Origin of the sequence: Promicromonospora alba (genome assembly GCF_042654905.1) — a bacterium.
GTDB classification, from domain to species: Bacteria; Actinomycetota; Actinomycetes; order Actinomycetales; family Cellulomonadaceae; genus Promicromonospora; species Promicromonospora alba.
Genome location: NZ_JBHSFI010000004.1, coordinates 170,567 through 187,870 on the forward strand (window position 1 = coordinate 170,567; position 17,304 = coordinate 187,870).

Sequence of the window (17,304 nt, forward strand, 5' to 3'; positions counted from 1 at the left end):
GTCACTTACCAGCCTTTCCGACCTTGCGGCGGACGTTCTCGCCGGCGTAACGCACGCCCTTGCCCTTGTAAGGCTCGGGCTTGCGGATCTTGCGAATGTTCGCTGCGACCTCGCCGACCTGCTGCTTGTCGATGCCGGCAACCGAGAACTTGGTGGGACTCTCGACTGCGAACGTGACGCCTGCGGGCGGTTCGATGACAACAGGGTGGCTGAAGCCGAGCGCGAACTCCAGGCTCGAGCCCTTCGCCACGACGCGGTAACCAGTACCGACGATCTCGAGCTTCTTCTCGTAGCCCTGCGTCACACCGGTGATCATGTTGGCGATCAGGGTGCGGGTCAGGCCGTGCAGCGCACGGGAGTTCCGCTCGTCGTCAGGACGCGACACCACGAGCTGGGCGTCCTCCTGAGCGACATTGATGGGGGCGGGCACGTTGTGCTCGAGAGAACCCTTGGGGCCCTTCACGGTCACGAGCGCGCCGCTGACAGTGATGTCCACGCCGGCTGGGACCGGAACGGGAAGCTTGCCGATTCGAGACATTGGCGTTTTCTCCTTTCCGGATTACCAGACGTAGGCGAGGACTTCGCCGCCGACGCCCTTGGCCTGTGCCTGACGGTCGGTGAGGAGGCCGGAGGACGTGGACAGAATCGCCACGCCCAGGCCGCCGAGCACCTTGGGCAGATCGGTGGACTTGCGGTAGACACGCAGACCGGGCTTCGAGATGCGGCGCACGCCCGCCAGGGCGCGCTCCCGGTTCTGGCCGTACTTCAGCTCGAGCGTGAGGGTCTTGCCCACCTGGGCGTCCTCCACGTTCCAGCCGACGATGTAACCCTCGGCCTGCAGGATCTCAGCAATGTGCGTCTTCAGCTTCGACGACGGCATGGAAACCGTGTCGTGGTGCGCCGAGTTCGCGTTACGCAGACGGGTCAGCATGTCTGCGATCGGGTCGGTCATAGTCATCGGGCTCTTGCCCTTCCTCGCCGGGGTATCCGAACGGCCTCGAGGGGCCGGACAGACCTACGGCGTAGTTGTGTTACCAGCTGCTCTTGGTGACGCCCGGAAGCTCGCCACGGTGGGCCATCTCCCGGACGCAGATGCGGCACAGGCCGAACTTGCGGTAAACGGAGTGCGGGCGACCGCACTTCTGGCACCGGGTGTAGGCGCGAACCGCGAACTTCGGCTTGGCGGCCGCCTTGTTGATCAGGGCCTTCTTCGCCATGTCAGTTCTCCTTGAAGGGGAAGCCGAGACGGCGCAGCAGAGAGCGGCCCTCGTCGTCGGTCGTCGCCGTCGTCACGACCGTGATGTCCATACCGCGGACCCGGTCGATCTTGTCCTGGTCGATCTCGTGGAACATCGACTGCTCCGTGAGACCGAAGGTGTAGTTGCCGTGCCCGTCGAACTGCTTGGGCGACAGACCACGGAAGTCGCGGATACGCGGCAGGGCGGTCGCCAGCAGGCGGTCCAGGAACTCCCACATGCGGTCACCGCGAAGCGTCACGTGCGCACCGATCGGCATGCCTTCGCGCAGCTTGAACTGTGCGATGGACTTACGAGCCTTGGTGACCTGCGGCTTCTGACCGGTGATCGCCGAGAGGTCGCGGATAGCGCCCTCGATGAGCTTGGAGTCCTTGGCCGCGTCGCCCACACCCATGTTCACGACGATCTTCGTGAGACCGCCGGCCTGGTGCAGGTTCGTGTGGCCGAACTCCTCGATCAGCGCCGGGAGGATCTCCTCGCGGTACTTCTGCTTGAGGCGCGGCTGGGCCGGGGCCTCGATGGTCGTCTCGGTCATCAGATGTCCTTCCCGGAGCGCTTCGCAACGCGGATCCGGACGGTCTTGGTACGACCGTCGCGCTCCACCTGCTCCTCGCGGTACCCGACGCGGGTGCCCTTCTTGGTCTCCGGGTCGACGATCATCACGTTGCTCACGTGGATCGGCGCCTCGACCGTCTCGATGCCACCGGTGCGGGCGCCGCGCTGCGACTGACCCACCTTGGTGTGCTTCGTGACTCGCTGAACACCCTCGACCACGAGGCGGTCGGAGTCCTTGAGGACCTCGAGCACCCGGCCGGTCTTGCCCTTGTCACGACCCGAGATCACGATGACCTGGTCGCCCTTCTTGATCTTCGCCATGGTCAGAGCACCTCCGGAGCCAGCGAGATGATCTTCATGAACCGCTTGTCACGCAGCTCGCGGCCGACCGGGCCGAAGATACGCGTTCCACGAGGCTCGCCGTCGTTCTTGAGGATGACGGCGGCGTTCTCGTCGAACTTGATGTAGGAACCGTCGGGACGGCGGCGCTCCTTGGCGGTCCGGACGACGACAGCCTTGATGACGTCGCCCTTCTTCACGTTGCCGCCCGGGATCGCGTCCTTGACGGTGGCGACGATGGTGTCGCCGATTCCGGCGTAGCGACGGCCCGAACCACCGAGAACGCGGATGCAGAGAATCTCCTTGGCACCCGTGTTGTCGGCGACCCGAAGTCGCGACTCCTGCTGGATCATTTGAATGAACTCCTGTCGTCGAACTGGTTCTCGCGCGGACTGGTTCCGGCGAGCCTGGTCGAACGGATAGTTGCTGTGCTAGGCCGGGACGGCACGCGTACGTGTGTCACGCACCGCCCCTGCCGATGTAGAAGTCCTTACTTGGCCTTCTCGAGGATCTCCACCAGGCGGAACCGCTTGGTAGCGGACAGCGGGCGGGTCTCCATGATGACGACCAGGTCGCCGATGCCGGCGCTGTTCTGCTCGTCGTGTGCCTTGACCTTGGTCGTGCGACGGATGACCTTGGCGTAGAGGGGGTGCTTAACCCGGTCCTCGACCTCGATCACGATGGTCTTGTCCATCTTGTCGCTGACCACGTAGCCGCGGCGCACCTTACGCGTCGGGCGCTGGGCCGCGGGGGCCTCAGGCGTCGTCTTCTCGCTCATTGCCTCACTCACTCACGCTCGGAGCCGTACGGATGCCGAGCTCGCGCTCACGCAGGATCGTGTAGATCCGAGCGATGTCGCGACGGACGGCCTTGAGACGACCGTGGCTCTCGAGCTGGCCGGTCGCCGACTGGAAGCGGAGGTTGAAAAGCTCCTCCTTGGCTTCCTTCAGCTTGGCGACGAGGGTCTCGTCGTCCATGCCATCCAGATCGATGGGGGCAAGCCCCTGCGTACCGATAGCCATATCAGACACCACCCTCGCGCACCACGAAACGGCACTTCATCGGGAGCTTGTGCATCGCGCGGCGCATGGCCTCACGTGCAAGGGACTCGTCAACACCGGCCAGCTCGAAGAGGATCCGGCCGGGCTTGACGTTGGCGACCCACCACTCCGGAGAACCCTTACCGGAACCCATGCGGGTCTCGGCAGGCTTCTTCGTCAGCGGACGGTCGGGGTAGATGTTGATCCACACCTTGCCGCCACGCTTGATGTGGCGAGTCATTGCGATACGCGCCGCCTCGATCTGGCGGTTGGTGACGTACGCCGGCTCCAGAGCCTGGATGCCGAAGTCGCCGAACGCGATCTGGGTGCCACCCTTTGCCGCACCGGAGCGCGACGGGTGGTGCTGCTTGCGGTGCTTGACCCTGCGCGGGATCAGCATGGTCAGGCCTCCGTTCCGGTCTCAGCGGCCGGAGCAGCAGCTGCCTCAGCCGCGGGGGCTGCCTCAGTGCTGCGCTCGGCCGGACGCTCGTTACGACGTCCGCCACCACCGCGACGGTCGCCACCGCGCTCGCCACCGCGCTCGCCGCGCTCAGGACGGTCGCCACGACCGCGACCCGCACGGGGTGCGGCAGTAGCCTGCTGAGCGGCGAACTCCTTCTCGGTGACCTCGCCCTTGTAGATCCACACCTTCACGCCGATACGGCCGAACGTGGTGCGGGCCTCGTAGAAGCCGTAGTCGATGTACGCCCGGAGGGTGTGCAGGGGCACGCGGCCCTCGCGGTAGAACTCCGAACGGCTCATCTCAGCGCCGCCGAGGCGGCCGGCGACCTGCACGCGGATACCCTTCGCGCCGGCACGCTGGGCGGACTGCATGCCCTTGCGCATCGCGCGACGGAAGGAGACACGGCTGGCGAGCTGCTCGGCAATGCCCTGAGCAACGAGCTGCGCGTCGATCTCCGCGTTCTTGACCTCGAGGATGTTGAGCTGAACCTGCTTGCCCGTGAGCTTCTCGAGCTCACCGCGGATGCGGTCGGCCTCAGCACCCCGACGGCCGATGACGATGCCCGGACGCGCCGTGTGGATGTCCACGCGGACGCGGTCGCGGGTGCGCTCGATCTCGACCTTGGAGATACCCGCACGCTCGAGGCCGGTGCCCATGAGCTTGCGGATCTGAACGTCCTCACGGACGTAGTCGCGGTACCGCTGACCAGGCTTGGTGCTGTCGGCGAACCAACGCGACCGGTGGTCAGTCGTAATACCCAGGCGGTACCCGTGCGGGTGAACCTTCTGTCCCACTATCGGGCCCCTTCCTTATCGGCGAGCACCACGGTGATGTGGCTGGTGCGCTTAAGAATGCGCGTAGCACGTCCCTGAGCCCGAGGCCGGAAACGCTTGAGCGTCGGCCCCTCGTCCACGAACGCGGCGGAGACGACCAGGTCGCCCTCGTCGAAGCGCTCGCTCGCGCGGTCGGCCTTCACCCGAGCGTTCGCGATCGCGCTCTCCACGACCTTGCGGATCGGCTCACTGGCGGCCTGCGGTGCGAACTTCAGCACCGCGACGGCCTCAGAGGCCTGCTTGCCACGGATGAGGTCCACGACGCGCCGGGCCTTCTGGGGCGTGACACGGACGAACCGCGCCTGCGCCTTGGCTTCCATTGCTGTCCTGCTTCCTTTTCTCAGACAGTCCAGATCATCGCTGCTGTGACGGGGAAAATCCCACGCCTCAGCGGCGACGACCCTTCCTGTCGTCCTTCACGTGGCCGCGGAAGGTCCGCGTGGGAGCGAACTCGCCGAGCTTGTGGCCGACCATCGACTCGGTCACGAAGACCGGGACGTGCTTGCGACCGTCGTGCACGGCAAAGGTGTGACCGAGAAAGTCGGGCGTGACAACCGACCGACGGGACCAGGTCTTGATAACTGTCTTGGTCCCCTTCTCGTTCTGGACGTCCACCTTCTTCTGGAGGTGTCCGTCTACGAAGGGGCCCTTCTTCAGGCTACGAGGCATGTTTCAGGCTCCTATCAGCGCTTCTTGCCGGTACGACGGCGACGGACGATCATCCGGTCGCTCGACTTGTTCGGACGGCGGGTACGACCCTCGGCCTGGCCCCAAGGGCTGACCGGGTGACGTCCGCCGGACGTCTTGCCTTCACCACCACCGTGGGGGTGGTCCACCGGGTTCATGGCGACACCACGGACGGTCGGGCGCTTGCCCTTCCACCGCATGCGGCCGGCCTTGCCCCAGTTGATGTTCGACTGCTCGGCGTTGCCGACCTCGCCGACCGTCGCGCGGCAGCGGAGGTCGACCATCCGGATCTCGCCGGACGGCATGCGCAGCTGCGCATAGGGGCCGTCCTTGGCAACGAGCTGCACCGACGCACCAGCCGAGCGGGCGATCTTCGCACCGCCGCCGGGCCGAAGCTCGATGGCGTGGATGACCGTACCGGTCGGGATGTTGCGCAGCGGCAGGTTGTTGCCGGGCTTGATGTCGGCACCTGCACCGGCCTCGATGCGGTCGCCCTGCGACAGCTTGTTCGGCGCGATGATGTAGCGCTTCTCGCCGTCCGCGTAGTGCAGGAGCGCGATGCGTGCCGTGCGGTTGGGGTCGTACTCGATGTGAGCGACCTTCGCGGGCACGCCGTCCTTGTCGTGACGACGGAAGTCGATGACGCGGTAGGCGCGCTTGTGGCCGCCACCCTTGTGACGCGTCGTGATACGACCGGTGTTGTTACGACCACCGGTCTTGCTCAGCGGGCGGATCAGCGACTTCTCGGGCTGCGAGCGCGTGATCTCGACAAAGTCGGCAACGCTGGAGCCGCGGCGGCCGGGCGTAGTCGGCTTGTACTTACGGATTCCCATGGAAACCTGTCCTCAATCGTCTCTCGTCAGCTCAGCCGACCGGACCGCCGAAGATGTCGATCGTGCCCTCGCGGAGGGTGACGATCGCACGCTTCGTGTCCTTACGCTTGCCGAGGCCAAAACGCGTGCGACGCGTCTTGCCCTTGCGGTTCATCGTGTTCACCGACGCGACCTTGACGCTGAAGACCTTCTCAATAGCGATCTTGATCTCGGTCTTGTTCGCGCTCGGGTCGACGATGAAGGTGTACTTGCCCTCGTCGAGAAGGTTGTAGCTCTTCTCGGAGACGACCGGCGCGATCAGGATGTCGCGCGGGTCCTTCACGGTGACGGTCACTTGGCGGTCTCCTCAGCGGTCTCGGCCTCGGACTCCGTGGCGACAGCCTTCGCGCCCTTGGTCGGGCCCTCGAGGAACGCGGCAAGCGCACCCTCGGTGAAGATGACGTCGTCGGAGATGAGCACGTCATAGGTGTTCAGCTGGTCAGCGACCAGGAGGTGCACCTCGGGAACGTTGCGCAGGGACTTGACCGTGGCCTCGTCGTCGCGCAGCGTCACGACGAGCACGTGGGCACGCGTCGTCAGCTTCGTGATGGTGGCGAGCGCCGTCTTGGTCGACGGGACGCCCTCGATGCCGAAGCCGGAGACGACGTGCACGCGACCCGAACGAGCGCGGTCCGAGAGGGCACCGCGCAGGGCGGCAGCCTTCATCTTCTTCGGGGTGCGCTGGTCGTAGCTGCGCGGCTGCGGGCCGTGGACGACGCCACCGCCGGCAAACTGCGGAGCGCGCGTCGAACCCTGGCGGGCGCGACCGGTGCCCTTCTGCTTGTACGGCTTGCGGCCACCACCGCGGACCTCGCCACGAGTCTTCGTGGATGCGGTCCCCTGGCGAGCTGCTGCGCGCTGCGCAACGACCACCTGGTGGATCAGCGGAATGTTCACGGCGACGTCGAACACCTCAGAAGGGAGCTCGGCGGTGCCGGACTTCTTGCCCTGGGCGTCCAGGACGTCGACAGTCAGAGCGGTCATCGGGTTCACGCTCCCTTCGCGGCGTTACGCACGAGGACGACGCCACCCTTGGGGCCGGGAACCGCGCCCTTGACGAGCAGCAGACCCTTCTCGGCGTCGACCGCGTGAACGGTCAGGTTCTGGGTGGTCTGACGGGCGTTACCCATCCGACCGGCCATCTTCATGCCCTTGAAGACTCGCGACGGCGTCGAAGCGCCACCGATCGAGCCGGGCTTGCGGTGGTTGCGGTGCGCACCGTGCGAGGCACCCACGCCATGGAAGCCGTGACGCTTCATGACGCCGGCGGTGCCCTTGCCCTTGGTGGTACCGACCACGTCGACCAGCGCGCCAGCCTCGAAGGCGTCAGCGGTGATCTCCTGGCCAAGGGTGTACTCGGAGGCGTTCTCGGTGCGGATCTCGGCCACGTGACGGCGCGGCGTGACGCCGGCCTTCTCGAAGTGGCCCTTGAGCGGCTTGGTGACCTTGCGCGGGTCAACCTGCCCGGTCGCGAGCTGAACAGCCGCATAACCGTCTGCGTCTGCCGTGCGGACCTGGGTCACCACATTGGTGCCCACGGCGACAACCGTCACCGGCACGAGGCGGCCTGCCTCGTCCCAGAGCTGCGTCATGCCGAGCTTGGTCCCGAGCAACGCGGTCACGTTCTTCTGCTGGTTGGTCATGATGTCCTCCAGCCTCAGAGCTTGATCTCGATGTTCACGTCCGCCGGCAGGTCGAGTCGCATGAGCGAGTCGACGGCCTTGGGCGTGGGATCGATGATGTCGATGAGCCGCTTGTGCGTACGCATCTCGAAGTGCTCGCGGCTGTCCTTGTACTTGTGAGGCGACCGGATCACAACGAAGACGTTCTTCTCCGTCGGCAGCGGCACCGGACCCACGACCGTCGCACCAGCGCGAGTGACCGTGTCGACGATCTTGCGCGCCGAACTGTCGATCACCTCGTGGTCGTAGGACTTGAGCCGGATGCGGATCTTCTGTCCCGCCATGGCGTCGTCTGACTCTCTCTCTCGAACCGCTACTGTCCGACCCACGCACTCGGGCGTGTCGCATAATGCGGCACAGCCGGGCGCATAACACCATTGCTGGTGCCGGGGCCGTTGGGAAGTGATCTGCGCTGGCTGCAAGCCAGAGCGACCACGACGTTTGCAGAGCCTGCTCGGAACAGTTCCTCCGGAAGACCGAAGGACGTGTGCTCCGCGGGGCGCCTCGTACGTATCGAACAACAGGCGATAAACCCCGCGACCCCTCACCCGGTTTCTCCCCGGGAGGGTGACCGCTCCAGCCTCTGTTGGCCCCGAACGATCCGGGACCAAGGACTGCGGTTCTGCACACTGTTCGATACTTGAAAGAGCGCGCCCTTGACAGGCAACTATGCAATCTTGCCATACGTCTCCGCATGTACCAAACGGAGGAGGTGTGACACGGGCTACTTACGCAACAGGGCCCGGGTGCCGAAGCACCCGGGCCCCATCGTTCAGCTGACTTCCGTCAGATGAGTCTGTGCTCCAAGATCACTTGAGGATCTTGGTGACACGGCCTGAACCGACCGTGCGGCCACCCTCGCGGATGGCGAAGCCCAGACCCTCCTCCATGGCGATCGGCTGGATGAGCTCGACCGTCATCTCGGTGTTGTCGCCGGGCATGACCATCTCGGTGCCCTCGGGCAGCGTGATGACGCCGGTGACGTCCGTGGTGCGGAAGTAGAACTGCGGGCGGTAGTTCGAGTAGAACGGGTTGTGACGGCCACCCTCGTCCTTGCCCAGGATGTAGACCTGAGCCTCGAAGTTCGTGTGCGGGGTGATGGAACCCGGCTTCACGATGACCTGGCCACGCTCGACGTCCTCGCGCTTGATGCCACGCAGGAGGAGACCGGTGTTGTCGCCGGCCTGCGCCTGGTCCATCTGCTTGTGGAACGTCTCGATGCCCGTGACCGTGGTCTTCTGCGGCACGCGGATACCGACGATCTCGACGTCGGAGTTGATGTCGAGCGTGCCACGCTCGACCTTGCCGGTGACGACGGTGCCACGACCGGTGATCGTGAAGACGTCCTCGATCGGCATCAGGAACGGCTTGTCGAGGTCACGCACCGGCTCCGGCACGTTCTCGTCGACAGCTTCCATCAGCTCGACGATCTTCTCGACCCACTCGGCGTCGCCCTCGAGAGCCTTGAGGCCCGAGACGCGGACGACGGGAGCGTTGTCGCCGTCGAACTCCTGCGAGGACAGCAGCTCACGGACCTCCATCTCGACGAGCTCGAGGATCTCCTCGTCGTCGACCATGTCGGACTTGTTGAGCGCCACCATCAGGTACGGCACGCCGACCTGACGAGCGAGCAGAACGTGCTCACGCGTCTGGGCCATCGGGCCGTCGGTCGCGGCAACCACCAGGATCGCGCCGTCCATCTGCGCGGCACCGGTGATCATGTTCTTGATGTAGTCGGCGTGACCCGGAGCGTCGACGTGCGCGTAGTGGCGCTTCGGCGTCTCGTACTCGATGTGCGCGATGTTGATCGTGATACCGCGCTGCTTCTCCTCCGGCGCGGCGTCGATCTCGTCGAAGTTGCGCTGCGTGTTCGCCGGGAGCTCCGGGTACTTGTCCGCAAGCGTCTTCGAGATCGCGGCGGTCAGCGTCGTCTTACCGTGGTCGACGTGACCGATCGTGCCGATGTTGACGTGCGGCTTGGTCCGCTCGAACTTGGCCTTAGCCACTGGGGTCCTCCTGGGACTTGGGTAGATGTTCCGAACGTTGCAGATGCTCGGCCAAGAAGCCTACAACTGCGGGGCGTGCGGTTCTTCCTACAGGTTGGTTGTGCGGGTCGACCTGTGGGGACTCACTCGCCCCGGGTCTTCTTGATGATCTCTTCGGCAACTGCCTTGGGAACCTCGGCGTAGCTGTCGAACTGCATCGAGTACACCGCGCGACCCTGGGTCTTCGACCGGAGGTCACCGATGTAGCCGAACATCTCACTGAGCGGCACCTGGGCGCGAACGACCTTGACGCCGGTCGCGTCCTCCATGGACTGGATCATGCCACGTCGGGAGTTGATGTCGCCGATCACGTCGCCCATGTACTCCTCGGGCGTACGCACCTCGACGGCCATGACCGGCTCGAGCAGGACCGGGTCGGCGCGCTTGACGCCTTCCTTGAAGACCATCGAACCGGCAATCTTGAACGCCATCTCCGAGGAGTCGACGTCGTGGTACGCACCGTCGATCAGCGACGCCTTGACGCCGACGACCGGGAAGCCTGCCAGCACACCCTGCTGCATGGCCGACTGGATACCAGCGTCCACGGACGGGATGTACTCGCGCGGGATACGACCACCGGTGACGGCGTTCTCGAACTCGTAGAGCTCGCCCTCCGTCGTCTCCAGCGGCGAGAAGGTCACCTGGACCTTGGCGAACTGGCCAGAGCCACCGGTCTGCTTCTTGTGCGTGTAGTCGACCTTCTCCGCAACGCGGCGAATGGTCTCGCGGTAGGCGACCTGCGGCTTGCCGACGTTGGCCTCGACCTTGAACTCGCGACGCATACGGTCGACGAGGATGTCGAGGTGAAGCTCGCCCATACCGCCGATGACGGTCTGGCCGGTCTCGTCGTCCAGGCGCACGCGGAAGGTCGGGTCCTCCTGCGCGAGCTTCTGGATGGCGGTCGACAGCTTCTCCTGGTCGGCCTTCGTCTTCGGCTCGATGGCCACGTCGATGACGGGCTCCGGGAAGCTCATCGACTCGAGGATGACCTGGTTCTGCGGGTCGCACAGGGTGTCACCGGTGGTGACGTCCTTGAGCCCGATGAACGCGTAGATGTGGCCGGCGTGCGCTTCCTCGACCGGGTTCTCCTTGTTGGAGTGCATCTGGAAGAGCTTCCCGATGCGCTCCTTCTTGCCCTTGGTCGAGTTCTGCACGGCAGCGCCCTGCGCGACCTTGCCCGAGTAGACGCGGACGTAGGTCAGCTTGCCGAAGAACGGGTGCGTGGCGACCTTGAACGCCAGTGCCGAGAACGGCTCCGACTCGTCCGGCCGACGCTCGATGATCTTCTCTGCGTCCTTGACGTCGACACCCTGGACAGCCGGGACGTCGAGCGGGGTCGGCAGGTAGTCGATCACGGCGTCGAGCATGGGCTGGACGCCCTTGTTCTTGAACGCCGAGCCGCACAGGACCGGGAAGGCCGCGGACTTGATGACGAGCTTCCGGATACCGGACTTGATCTCCGGGATCGTCAGCTCCTCGCCACCGAGGAACTTCTCGAGCAGCTCGTCGTCCGCCTCGGCGACAGCCTCGACCAGGTCGGCGCGGTACTGCTGCGCCTTCTCGAGCATGTCGGCCGGGATCTCCTCGACCTCGTACTCCTCACCCATCTTGGTGTCGCCGCGCCACGTGAGCGCCTTCATCTCGATGAGGTCGACAACGCCCTCGAAGTCGTTCTCCGACCCGATCGGGAGCTGGATGACGAGCGGCTTCGCCTTGAGGCGGTTGATGATGGTGTCGACGGTGAAGTAGAAGTCCGCACCGAGCTTGTCCATCTTGTTGACGAAGCAGATGCGGGGGACGTCGTACTTGTCCGCCTGGCGCCAGACCGTCTCCGACTGGGGCTCGACACCCTCCTTGCCGTCGAACACGGCAACGGCACCGTCGAGCACGCGGAGCGAACGCTCCACCTCGACCGTGAAGTCGACGTGACCCGGCGTATCGATGATGTTGATCTGGTTGTTCTTCCAGTAGCAGGTCGTCGCGGCGGACGTGATCGTGATGCCGCGCTCCTGCTCCTGCTCCATCCAGTCCATCGTCGACGCACCGTCGTGCGTCTCACCGATCTTGTAGTTCACACCCGTGTAGAACAGGATGCGCTCGGTCGTCGTGGTCTTTCCGGCATCGATGTGGGCCATGATGCCGATGTTGCGGACCTTGTTCAGGTCGGTCAGCACGTCGAGTGCCACGGTGTCTTACCCCTTGGTCTGAAGATGGGTGGGGGCCGGCGGTCAAGCATCCACCGACGGCCCCGGGGTGACCCGGGGCCGCTCGGAAGCTACTACCAGCGGTAGTGCGCGAAGGCCTTGTTGGAGTCGGCCATCTTGTGCATGTCCTCGCGGCGCTTGACCGCAGCACCGAGACCGTTCGACGCGTCGAGGATCTCGTTCATGAGACGCTCCGTCATCGTCTTCTCGCGACGAGCGCGGGAGAAGTCGGTGAGCCAGCGCAGCGCGAGCGTGGTGGCACGCGTGGGGCGGACGTCGACCGGCACCTGGTACGTGGCGCCACCGACGCGGCGGGAGCGGACCTCGAGCGCGGGGCGGACGTTGTCCAGCGCACGCTTGAGGACCACAACGGGGTCGCCGTCGGTCTTGGAGCGGACACCCTCGAGGGCACCGTAGACGATCGCCTCGGCGGTCGACTTCTTGCCGTCGAGCAGGACCTTGTTGATCAGCTGCGTGACAACCGGGGACCCGTAGACCGGGTCGACGATGAGCGGCCGCTTCGGGGCCGGACCCTTGCGGGGCATCAGCTCTTCTCCTTCTTGGCGCCGTACTTGCTCCGACCCTGCTTGCGGCCCTTGACACCCTGGGTGTCGAGCGCGCCGCGGACGATCTTGTACCGCACACCCGGGAGGTCCTTCACACGGCCGCCACGCACGAGCACGATGGAGTGCTCCTGCAGGTTGTGGCCGACGCCGGGGATGTACGCGGTGACCTCGGTACCGGAGGAGAGCTTCACACGCGCAACCTTGCGGAGCGCCGAGTTCGGCTTCTTGGGGGTGGTGGTGTACACGCGAGTGCACACACCGCGCCGCTGGGGGGAGGCATGAAGGGCCGGCGTCTTGGACGCCGTGACCTTCGAGGTACGCCCCTTGCGGACGAGCTGCTGGATCGTAGGCACTACGTCTCCGTCGTCTTCTTGAGCTTCGGCGACGCCCTGCCGGCGTCCCCGTCGATGGTTTGGCTTGTGCGTGCCGATTGCATGCGACACCCACAGCCCCCACGGGGACTGCTGCGCCACTTACCACCGGCTCGATGGCCCGGCTCCGCCATCGGGGCACGACGTGCCCCGGGAGGTTCTTGCCGGGATGCCCACGCACTCACATCGGCCGCTTCCGAAGCTGCCTCGCGGCGGCCTTCAAGAGGTGCGGCCCGACGGCGCGGGCACGAATTCTAAGAATACCCACGTGTTTACGGGGGGTCAAAACGAATCGGGTGTGAGATGCGCCCGAGCAACCGCGAGCGAAAACGAGCGAACCTGTCAGAGCCCACCCTTCGTGTCAGACGTGCAGGTCACGGGAGTGACCTGCACGTCTGACACGTCAGCGGGGCTCTGACAGGTTCGCTACGTCGCAGTCAGGATCGGATCAGCGGAAGTCGCCGAGGTCCAGGTCCTCCAGCGGGATCGCCTCGCCCGAGCCCATACCGAGCGTCGGGAAGTCGATCTCGTCGTAGCCGAAGCTCGGGTAGAGCTCGGCCTTGGCCTGCTCGGTGGGCTCGACCTCGACGTTGCGGTAGCGGGGCAGACCCGTACCGGCCGGGATGAGCTTACCGATGATGACGTTCTCCTTGAGGCCCAGCAGCGGGTCACGGCGACCGCTCATCGACGCCTCGGTGAGCACTCGGGTGGTCTCCTGGAAGGAGGCCGCCGAGAGCCACGAGTCGGTGGCGAGCGAAGCCTTCGTGATACCCATCAGCTCCGGACGGCCGGCGGCCGGCTGGCCACCCTCCGACACGGCCTTGCGGTTCGCGTCCTCGAAGCGCATGCGCTCCGCGAGCTCACCGGGCAGCAGCTGCGAGTCACCCGAGTCGAGCACGGTCACGCGGCGCAGCATCTGCCGCACGATGACCTCGATGTGCTTGTCGTGGATGTCCACGCCCTGGCTGCGGTAGGTCTCCTGGACCTGGTCCACCAGGTGCGTCTGCGTGGCACGCGGGCCGAGGATGCGCAGCACCTTCTTCGGGTCGACAGCACCCTGGACGAGCTGCGTACCCACGGTGACGTGGTCGCCGTCCGCGATCTTGAGGCGCGCACGCTTCGTGACCGGGTACTTGATCTCCTCGCCACCGTCGTCCGGCGTCAGCACGAGGTGACGCGTCCGCTCGGTGTCCTCGATCGTCACGCGACCCGTGTACTCCGCGATCGGCGCCTCACCCTTGGGGGTACGGGCCTCGAAGAGCTCGGTGACACGCGGCAGACCCTGCGTGATGTCCTCAGCGGCAGCCACACCACCGGTGTGGAAGGTACGCATCGTCAGCTGCGTGCCCGGCTCACCGATCGACTGCGCCGCGATGATGCCGACGGCCTCGCCGATGTCCACGAGCAGGCCCGTGGCCAGGGAGCGGCCGTAGCACTTCGCGCAGGTACCGACGCGAGAGGTGCAGGTAAGGACCGAACGGACCTTGACGCTCTCGATGCCCGCCGCGATCACCTGGTCGATGATGACGTCGCCCGCGTCCGAACCGGCGGTCGCGATGACGTTGCCGTCGGCGTCCACCACGTCGGTCGCGAAGGTACGCGAGTAGATGCTGGTCTCGACGCGGTCGTCGGGGACGAGCGAGCCGTCCGGGAGGCGCTCCGCGACCGGCAGCGTGAGGCCACGCTCGGTACCGCAGTCGTCCTCACGGATGATGACGTCCTGCGACACGTCCACCAGACGGCGGGTCAGGTAACCCGAGTCGGCCGTACGGAGGGCCGTGTCGGCCAGACCCTTACGGGCACCGTGCGTCGCGATGAAGTACTCGAGGACGGACAGGCCCTCACGGTAGTTGGACTTGATCGGACGAGGGATGATCTCGCCCTTCGGGTTCGCCACGAGGCCGCGCATACCGGCGATCTGACGGACCTGCATCCAGTTACCACGAGCACCCGAGCCCACCATGCGCATCACGGTGTTCCGCGCGTTGCTCTCGAGCTTCTCCCGCATCACCGAGGCCACCCGGTCAGTTGCCTGCGTCCAGATCTCGATGAGCTCCTGGCGGCGCTCGTCGTCGGTGATCAGACCCTTGTCGAACTGCTGCTGGACCTTGAGGGCCCGAGCCTCGTGCTCGTCGAGGATCGCGGCCTTCTCGGTCGGCGCAGCGACGTCGGAGATGGCGATCGTGACACCGGAGCGCGTGGCCCACCGGTAGCCGGCGTCCTTCAGCGCGTCCAGCGCCGCGGCCACCTCCACCTTCGGGTAGCGCTCGGCGAGGTCGTTGACGATCGTCGAGAGGCGCTTCTTGTCGGCGACACCGTTCTCGTACGGGTAGTCGACGGGCAGCGTCTCGTTGAACAGGTACCGGCCGAGGGTCGTGTCGAACAGGAGCTGCTGCCCCTGCTCCCAGCCCTCGGGCGCCTCGAAGTCCTTCAGCGGCGGCACGAGGTCCGACATCAGCAGCCTGATCTTGGCGTTGATGTCCAGCTCACCGCGGTCGAAGGCCATGATGGCCTCGGCCACGGAACCGAACGCGCGGCCCTCGCCCACGGCGCCCGGACGGTCGCTCGTGAGGTGGTGCAGACCGATGATCATGTCCTGCGAAGGCATGGTCACCGGACGGCCGTCCGACGGCTTGAGGATGTTGTTGCTCGAGAGCATGAGGATGCGGGCCTCGGCCTGCGCCTCGGCGCTCAGGGGCAGGTGCACAGCCATCTGGTCACCGTCGAAGTCGGCGTTGAACGCGCCGCAGACGAGCGGGTGCAGGTGGATGGCCTTGCCCTCGACGAGCTGCGGCTCGAACGCCTGGATGCCCAGACGGTGCAGCGTCGGCGCACGGTTCAGGAGCACGGGGTGCTCCGTGATGACCTCTTCGAGCACGTCCCACACGACCGGGCGCGTGCGCTCGACCATGCGCTTGGCGCTCTTGATGTTCTGCGCGTGGTTGAGCTCCACGAGCCGCTTCATGACGAACGGCTTGAACAGCTCGAGCGCCATCTGCTTGGGCAGACCGCACTGGTGCAGCTTGAGCTGCGGGCCGACGACGATGACCGAACGGCCCGAGTAGTCGACGCGCTTGCCGAGCAGGTTCTGACGGAACCGGCCCTGCTTGCCCTTGAGCATGTCCGAGATCGACTTCAGCGGGCGGTTGCCCGGACCCGTGACCGGGCGACCACGACGGCCGTTGTCGAACAGCGAGTCCACGGCCTCCTGGAGCATCCGCTTCTCGTTGTTGACGATGATCTCCGGCGCGCCCAGGTCCAGGAGCCGCTTGAGGCGGTTGTTCCGGTTGATGACGCGGCGGTACAGGTCGTTCAGGTCCGACGTCGCGAACCGGCCACCGTCGAGCTGCACCATCGGGCGCAGGTCCGGCGGGATGACCGGGACGGCGTCGAGCACCATCGCGGTGGGCGAGTTCGTGGTCGTGAGGAACGCGTTCACGACCTTGAGCCGCTTGAGGGCACGGGTCTTGCGCTGGCCCTTGCCGGAGCGGATGGTCTCGCGCAGCGAGTCCGCCTCGGCCTCCAGGTCGAAGTTCTGGAGGCGCTGCTGGATCGCGCTCGCGCCCATCGCACCCTCGAAGTAGGTGCCGTAGCGGTCCTGGAGCTGGCGGTACAGCATCTCGTCGCCCTCGAGGTCAGCGACCTTGAGGTTCTTGAACCGGTCCCAGACCTGCTCGAGGCGGTCGAGCTCCTGGTCCGCACGCTTGCGGAGCTGAGCCATCTCGCGCTCGGCAGAGTCGCGCACCTTGCGGCGCGCGTCAGCCTTGGCACCCTCGGCCTCGAGCTCGGCCAGGTCGGCCTCGAGCTTCTGGGCGCGGGTGTTGATGTCGTTGTCCCGGCGGTCGGAGATCTCCTTCTTCTCGAGATCGATCTCGTTCTGCAGGTTCGGCAGGTCTTCCTGGCGGGCCTCGTCGTCGACCGACGTGATCATGTAGGCCGCGAAGTAGATGACCTTCTCGAGGTCCTTCGGCGCCAGGTCCAGCAGGTAGCCCAGGCGGGACGGCACACCCTTGAAGAACCAGATGTGCGTGACGGGCGCGGCGAGCTCGATGTGGCCCATGCGCTCACGGCGCACCTTGGAACGCGTGACCTCTACGCCACACCGCTCACAGATGATGCCCTTGAAGCGCACGCGCTTGTACTTGCCGCAGTAGCACTCCCAGTCGCGGGTCGGACCGAAGATCTTCTCGCAGAAGAGCCCGTCCTTCTCCGGCTTGAGGGTGCGGTAGTTGATGGTCTCTGGCTTCTTGACCTCACCGTGCGACCAGGCACGGATGTCCTCGGCCGTGGCGAGGCCGATACGCAGCTCGTCGAAGACGTTGACGTCGAGCAAGATGTCCTACTTCCTGAAGTTCTCGAAAATCCTTGGTGTCCAGGTCCGCGCCTGGAGT

General features: G+C 65.7%; 22 protein-coding genes. All 22 read right to left on the reverse strand.

The genetic code is table 11. The annotated features are described in order from the left end of the window. Position 1 precedes the first annotated feature (1 nt). The 22 genes from rplF to ACFO6V_RS11850 all read right to left on the reverse strand — a co-directional run bounded on the left by rplF (position 2) and on the right by ACFO6V_RS11850 (position 17,246). A complete protein-coding gene (gene rplF, locus ACFO6V_RS11745) occupies positions 2-538 on the reverse strand; it encodes a 50S ribosomal protein L6 (protein ID WP_377135517.1) in 537 nt (178 codons plus the stop codon). A gap of 21 nt (positions 539-559) precedes the next feature. Continuing rightward, positions 560-958 (reverse strand): 30S ribosomal protein S8, encoded by a 399-nt coding sequence (gene rpsH / locus ACFO6V_RS11750; RefSeq protein WP_357443703.1) that lies wholly within the window; start codon positions 956-958, stop codon positions 560-562. A gap of 73 nt (positions 959-1,031) precedes the next feature. Next, on the reverse strand, positions 1,032-1,217 hold the full coding sequence (locus ACFO6V_RS11755) for a type Z 30S ribosomal protein S14 (RefSeq protein WP_021480434.1): 186 nt from the start codon (positions 1,215-1,217) through the stop codon (positions 1,032-1,034). Between the two features lies 1 nt (position 1,218). Beyond that, the gene (gene rplE / locus ACFO6V_RS11760; protein WP_377135520.1) at positions 1,219-1,791 is read right to left on the reverse strand and encodes a 50S ribosomal protein L5; all 573 of its coding nucleotides are present in this window, start codon (positions 1,789-1,791) and stop codon (positions 1,219-1,221) included. Continuing rightward, positions 1,791-2,132 (reverse strand): 50S ribosomal protein L24, encoded by a 342-nt coding sequence (gene rplX / locus ACFO6V_RS11765; protein WP_116673595.1) that lies wholly within the window; start codon positions 2,130-2,132, stop codon positions 1,791-1,793. Before rplX ends, rplE begins: the two co-directional genes overlap by 1 nt. A 2-nt stretch (positions 2,133-2,134) precedes the next feature. Next, a complete protein-coding gene (gene rplN, locus ACFO6V_RS11770) occupies positions 2,135-2,503 on the reverse strand; it encodes a 50S ribosomal protein L14 (protein WP_020016123.1) in 369 nt (122 codons plus the stop codon). A 137-nt stretch (positions 2,504-2,640) separates the two neighbouring features. After that, positions 2,641-2,928, reverse strand: coding sequence for a 30S ribosomal protein S17 (rpsQ, locus tag ACFO6V_RS11775; RefSeq protein ID WP_377135523.1), 288 nt, complete (start codon positions 2,926-2,928; stop codon positions 2,641-2,643). 4 nt (positions 2,929-2,932) lie between these two features. Further along, a complete protein-coding gene (gene rpmC / locus ACFO6V_RS11780; protein ID WP_116673593.1) occupies positions 2,933-3,172 on the reverse strand; it encodes a 50S ribosomal protein L29 in 240 nt (79 codons plus the stop codon). 1 nt (position 3,173) lies between these two features. Continuing rightward, on the reverse strand, positions 3,174-3,590 hold the full coding sequence (rplP, locus tag ACFO6V_RS11785) for a 50S ribosomal protein L16 (protein WP_108492297.1): 417 nt from the start codon (positions 3,588-3,590) through the stop codon (positions 3,174-3,176). A 2-nt stretch (positions 3,591-3,592) separates the two neighbouring features. Continuing rightward, a complete protein-coding gene (gene rpsC / locus ACFO6V_RS11790) occupies positions 3,593-4,447 on the reverse strand; it encodes a 30S ribosomal protein S3 (protein ID WP_116673592.1) in 855 nt (284 codons plus the stop codon). Next, on the reverse strand, positions 4,447-4,806 hold the full coding sequence (rplV, locus tag ACFO6V_RS11795) for a 50S ribosomal protein L22 (RefSeq protein WP_116673591.1): 360 nt from the start codon (positions 4,804-4,806) through the stop codon (positions 4,447-4,449). The genes rpsC and rplV overlap by 1 nt, the downstream gene beginning before the upstream one ends. A gap of 67 nt (positions 4,807-4,873) precedes the next feature. Next, the gene (rpsS, locus tag ACFO6V_RS11800; RefSeq protein ID WP_253869175.1) at positions 4,874-5,155 is read right to left on the reverse strand and encodes a 30S ribosomal protein S19; all 282 of its coding nucleotides are present in this window, start codon (positions 5,153-5,155) and stop codon (positions 4,874-4,876) included. A gap of 14 nt (positions 5,156-5,169) precedes the next feature. Next, complete coding sequence (gene rplB / locus ACFO6V_RS11805; RefSeq protein ID WP_116673589.1) at positions 5,170-6,006, reverse strand: 50S ribosomal protein L2; 837 nt, start codon at positions 6,004-6,006, stop codon at positions 5,170-5,172. 31 nt (positions 6,007-6,037) lie between these two features. Next, positions 6,038-6,340, reverse strand: a complete 303-nt coding sequence (gene rplW, locus ACFO6V_RS11810) for a 50S ribosomal protein L23 (RefSeq protein ID WP_357443959.1) — start codon at positions 6,338-6,340, stop codon at positions 6,038-6,040. Then, positions 6,337-7,029 (reverse strand): 50S ribosomal protein L4, encoded by a 693-nt coding sequence (gene rplD, locus ACFO6V_RS11815; RefSeq protein ID WP_377135527.1) that lies wholly within the window; start codon positions 7,027-7,029, stop codon positions 6,337-6,339. The genes rplW and rplD overlap by 4 nt, the downstream gene beginning before the upstream one ends. A gap of 5 nt (positions 7,030-7,034) precedes the next feature. Continuing rightward, a complete protein-coding gene (gene rplC, locus ACFO6V_RS11820; protein WP_357443963.1) occupies positions 7,035-7,688 on the reverse strand; it encodes a 50S ribosomal protein L3 in 654 nt (217 codons plus the stop codon). Positions 7,689-7,702: 14 nt separating this feature from the next. After that, a complete protein-coding gene (gene rpsJ, locus ACFO6V_RS11825) occupies positions 7,703-8,011 on the reverse strand; it encodes a 30S ribosomal protein S10 (RefSeq protein WP_019146773.1) in 309 nt (102 codons plus the stop codon). Positions 8,012-8,536: 525 nt separating this feature from the next. Next, on the reverse strand, positions 8,537-9,733 hold the full coding sequence (tuf, locus tag ACFO6V_RS11830) for an elongation factor Tu (protein WP_377135529.1): 1,197 nt from the start codon (positions 9,731-9,733) through the stop codon (positions 8,537-8,539). A 122-nt stretch (positions 9,734-9,855) separates the two neighbouring features. Continuing rightward, positions 9,856-11,958, reverse strand: a complete 2,103-nt coding sequence (fusA, locus tag ACFO6V_RS11835) for an elongation factor G (protein WP_377135531.1) — start codon at positions 11,956-11,958, stop codon at positions 9,856-9,858. 92 nt (positions 11,959-12,050) lie between these two features. Next, positions 12,051-12,521, reverse strand: a complete 471-nt coding sequence (gene rpsG, locus ACFO6V_RS11840) for a 30S ribosomal protein S7 (protein ID WP_182620558.1) — start codon at positions 12,519-12,521, stop codon at positions 12,051-12,053. Beyond that, positions 12,521-12,895 carry a 30S ribosomal protein S12 gene (rpsL, locus tag ACFO6V_RS11845; protein ID WP_108492305.1) on the reverse strand — a complete coding sequence of 125 codons (375 nt, stop codon included), beginning with the start codon at positions 12,893-12,895 and terminating at the stop codon, positions 12,521-12,523. Before rpsL ends, rpsG begins: the two co-directional genes overlap by 1 nt. Before the next feature lie 466 nt (positions 12,896-13,361). Beyond that, positions 13,362-17,246 carry a DNA-directed RNA polymerase subunit beta' gene (locus tag ACFO6V_RS11850; RefSeq protein ID WP_377135534.1) on the reverse strand — a complete coding sequence of 1,295 codons (3,885 nt, stop codon included), beginning with the start codon at positions 17,244-17,246 and terminating at the stop codon, positions 13,362-13,364. Positions 17,247-17,304 lie beyond the last annotated feature (58 nt).

Bases quoted from the DNA above. Each gene is read 5' to 3' on its own strand.
- rplX (WP_116673595.1), bottom strand. From the start codon at position 2,132: ATGGCGAAGATCAAGAAGGGCGACCAGGTCATCGTGATCTCGGGTCGT.
- rplP (WP_108492297.1), bottom strand. From the start codon at position 3,590: ATGCTGATCCCGCGCAGGGTCAAGCACCGCAAGCAGCACCACCCGTCG.
- rplN (WP_020016123.1), bottom strand. From the start codon at position 2,503: ATGATCCAGCAGGAGTCGCGACTTCGGGTCGCCGACAACACGGGTGCC.
- rplF (WP_377135517.1), bottom strand. From the start codon at position 538: ATGTCTCGAATCGGCAAGCTTCCCGTTCCGGTCCCAGCCGGCGTGGAC.
- rpsJ (WP_019146773.1), bottom strand. From the start codon at position 8,011: ATGGCGGGACAGAAGATCCGCATCCGGCTCAAGTCCTACGACCACGAG.
- rplB (WP_116673589.1), bottom strand. From the start codon at position 6,006: ATGGGAATCCGTAAGTACAAGCCGACTACGCCCGGCCGCCGCGGCTCC.
- rplV (WP_116673591.1), bottom strand. From the start codon at position 4,806: ATGGAAGCCAAGGCGCAGGCGCGGTTCGTCCGTGTCACGCCCCAGAAG.
- rpmC (WP_116673593.1), bottom strand. From the start codon at position 3,172: ATGGCTATCGGTACGCAGGGGCTTGCCCCCATCGATCTGGATGGCATG.
- rplE (WP_377135520.1), bottom strand. From the start codon at position 1,791: ATGACCGAGACGACCATCGAGGCCCCGGCCCAGCCGCGCCTCAAGCAG.
- rpsS (WP_253869175.1), bottom strand. From the start codon at position 5,155: ATGCCTCGTAGCCTGAAGAAGGGCCCCTTCGTAGACGGACACCTCCAG.
- rpsQ (WP_377135523.1), bottom strand. From the start codon at position 2,928: ATGAGCGAGAAGACGACGCCTGAGGCCCCCGCGGCCCAGCGCCCGACG.
- rpsG (WP_182620558.1), bottom strand. From the start codon at position 12,521: ATGCCCCGCAAGGGTCCGGCCCCGAAGCGGCCGCTCATCGTCGACCCG.
- ACFO6V_RS11755 (WP_021480434.1), bottom strand. From the start codon at position 1,217: ATGGCGAAGAAGGCCCTGATCAACAAGGCGGCCGCCAAGCCGAAGTTC.
- rpsH (WP_357443703.1), bottom strand. From the start codon at position 958: ATGACTATGACCGACCCGATCGCAGACATGCTGACCCGTCTGCGTAAC.
- rplC (WP_357443963.1), bottom strand. From the start codon at position 7,688: ATGACCAACCAGCAGAAGAACGTGACCGCGTTGCTCGGGACCAAGCTC.
- rplD (WP_377135527.1), bottom strand. From the start codon at position 7,029: ATGACCGCTCTGACTGTCGACGTCCTGGACGCCCAGGGCAAGAAGTCC.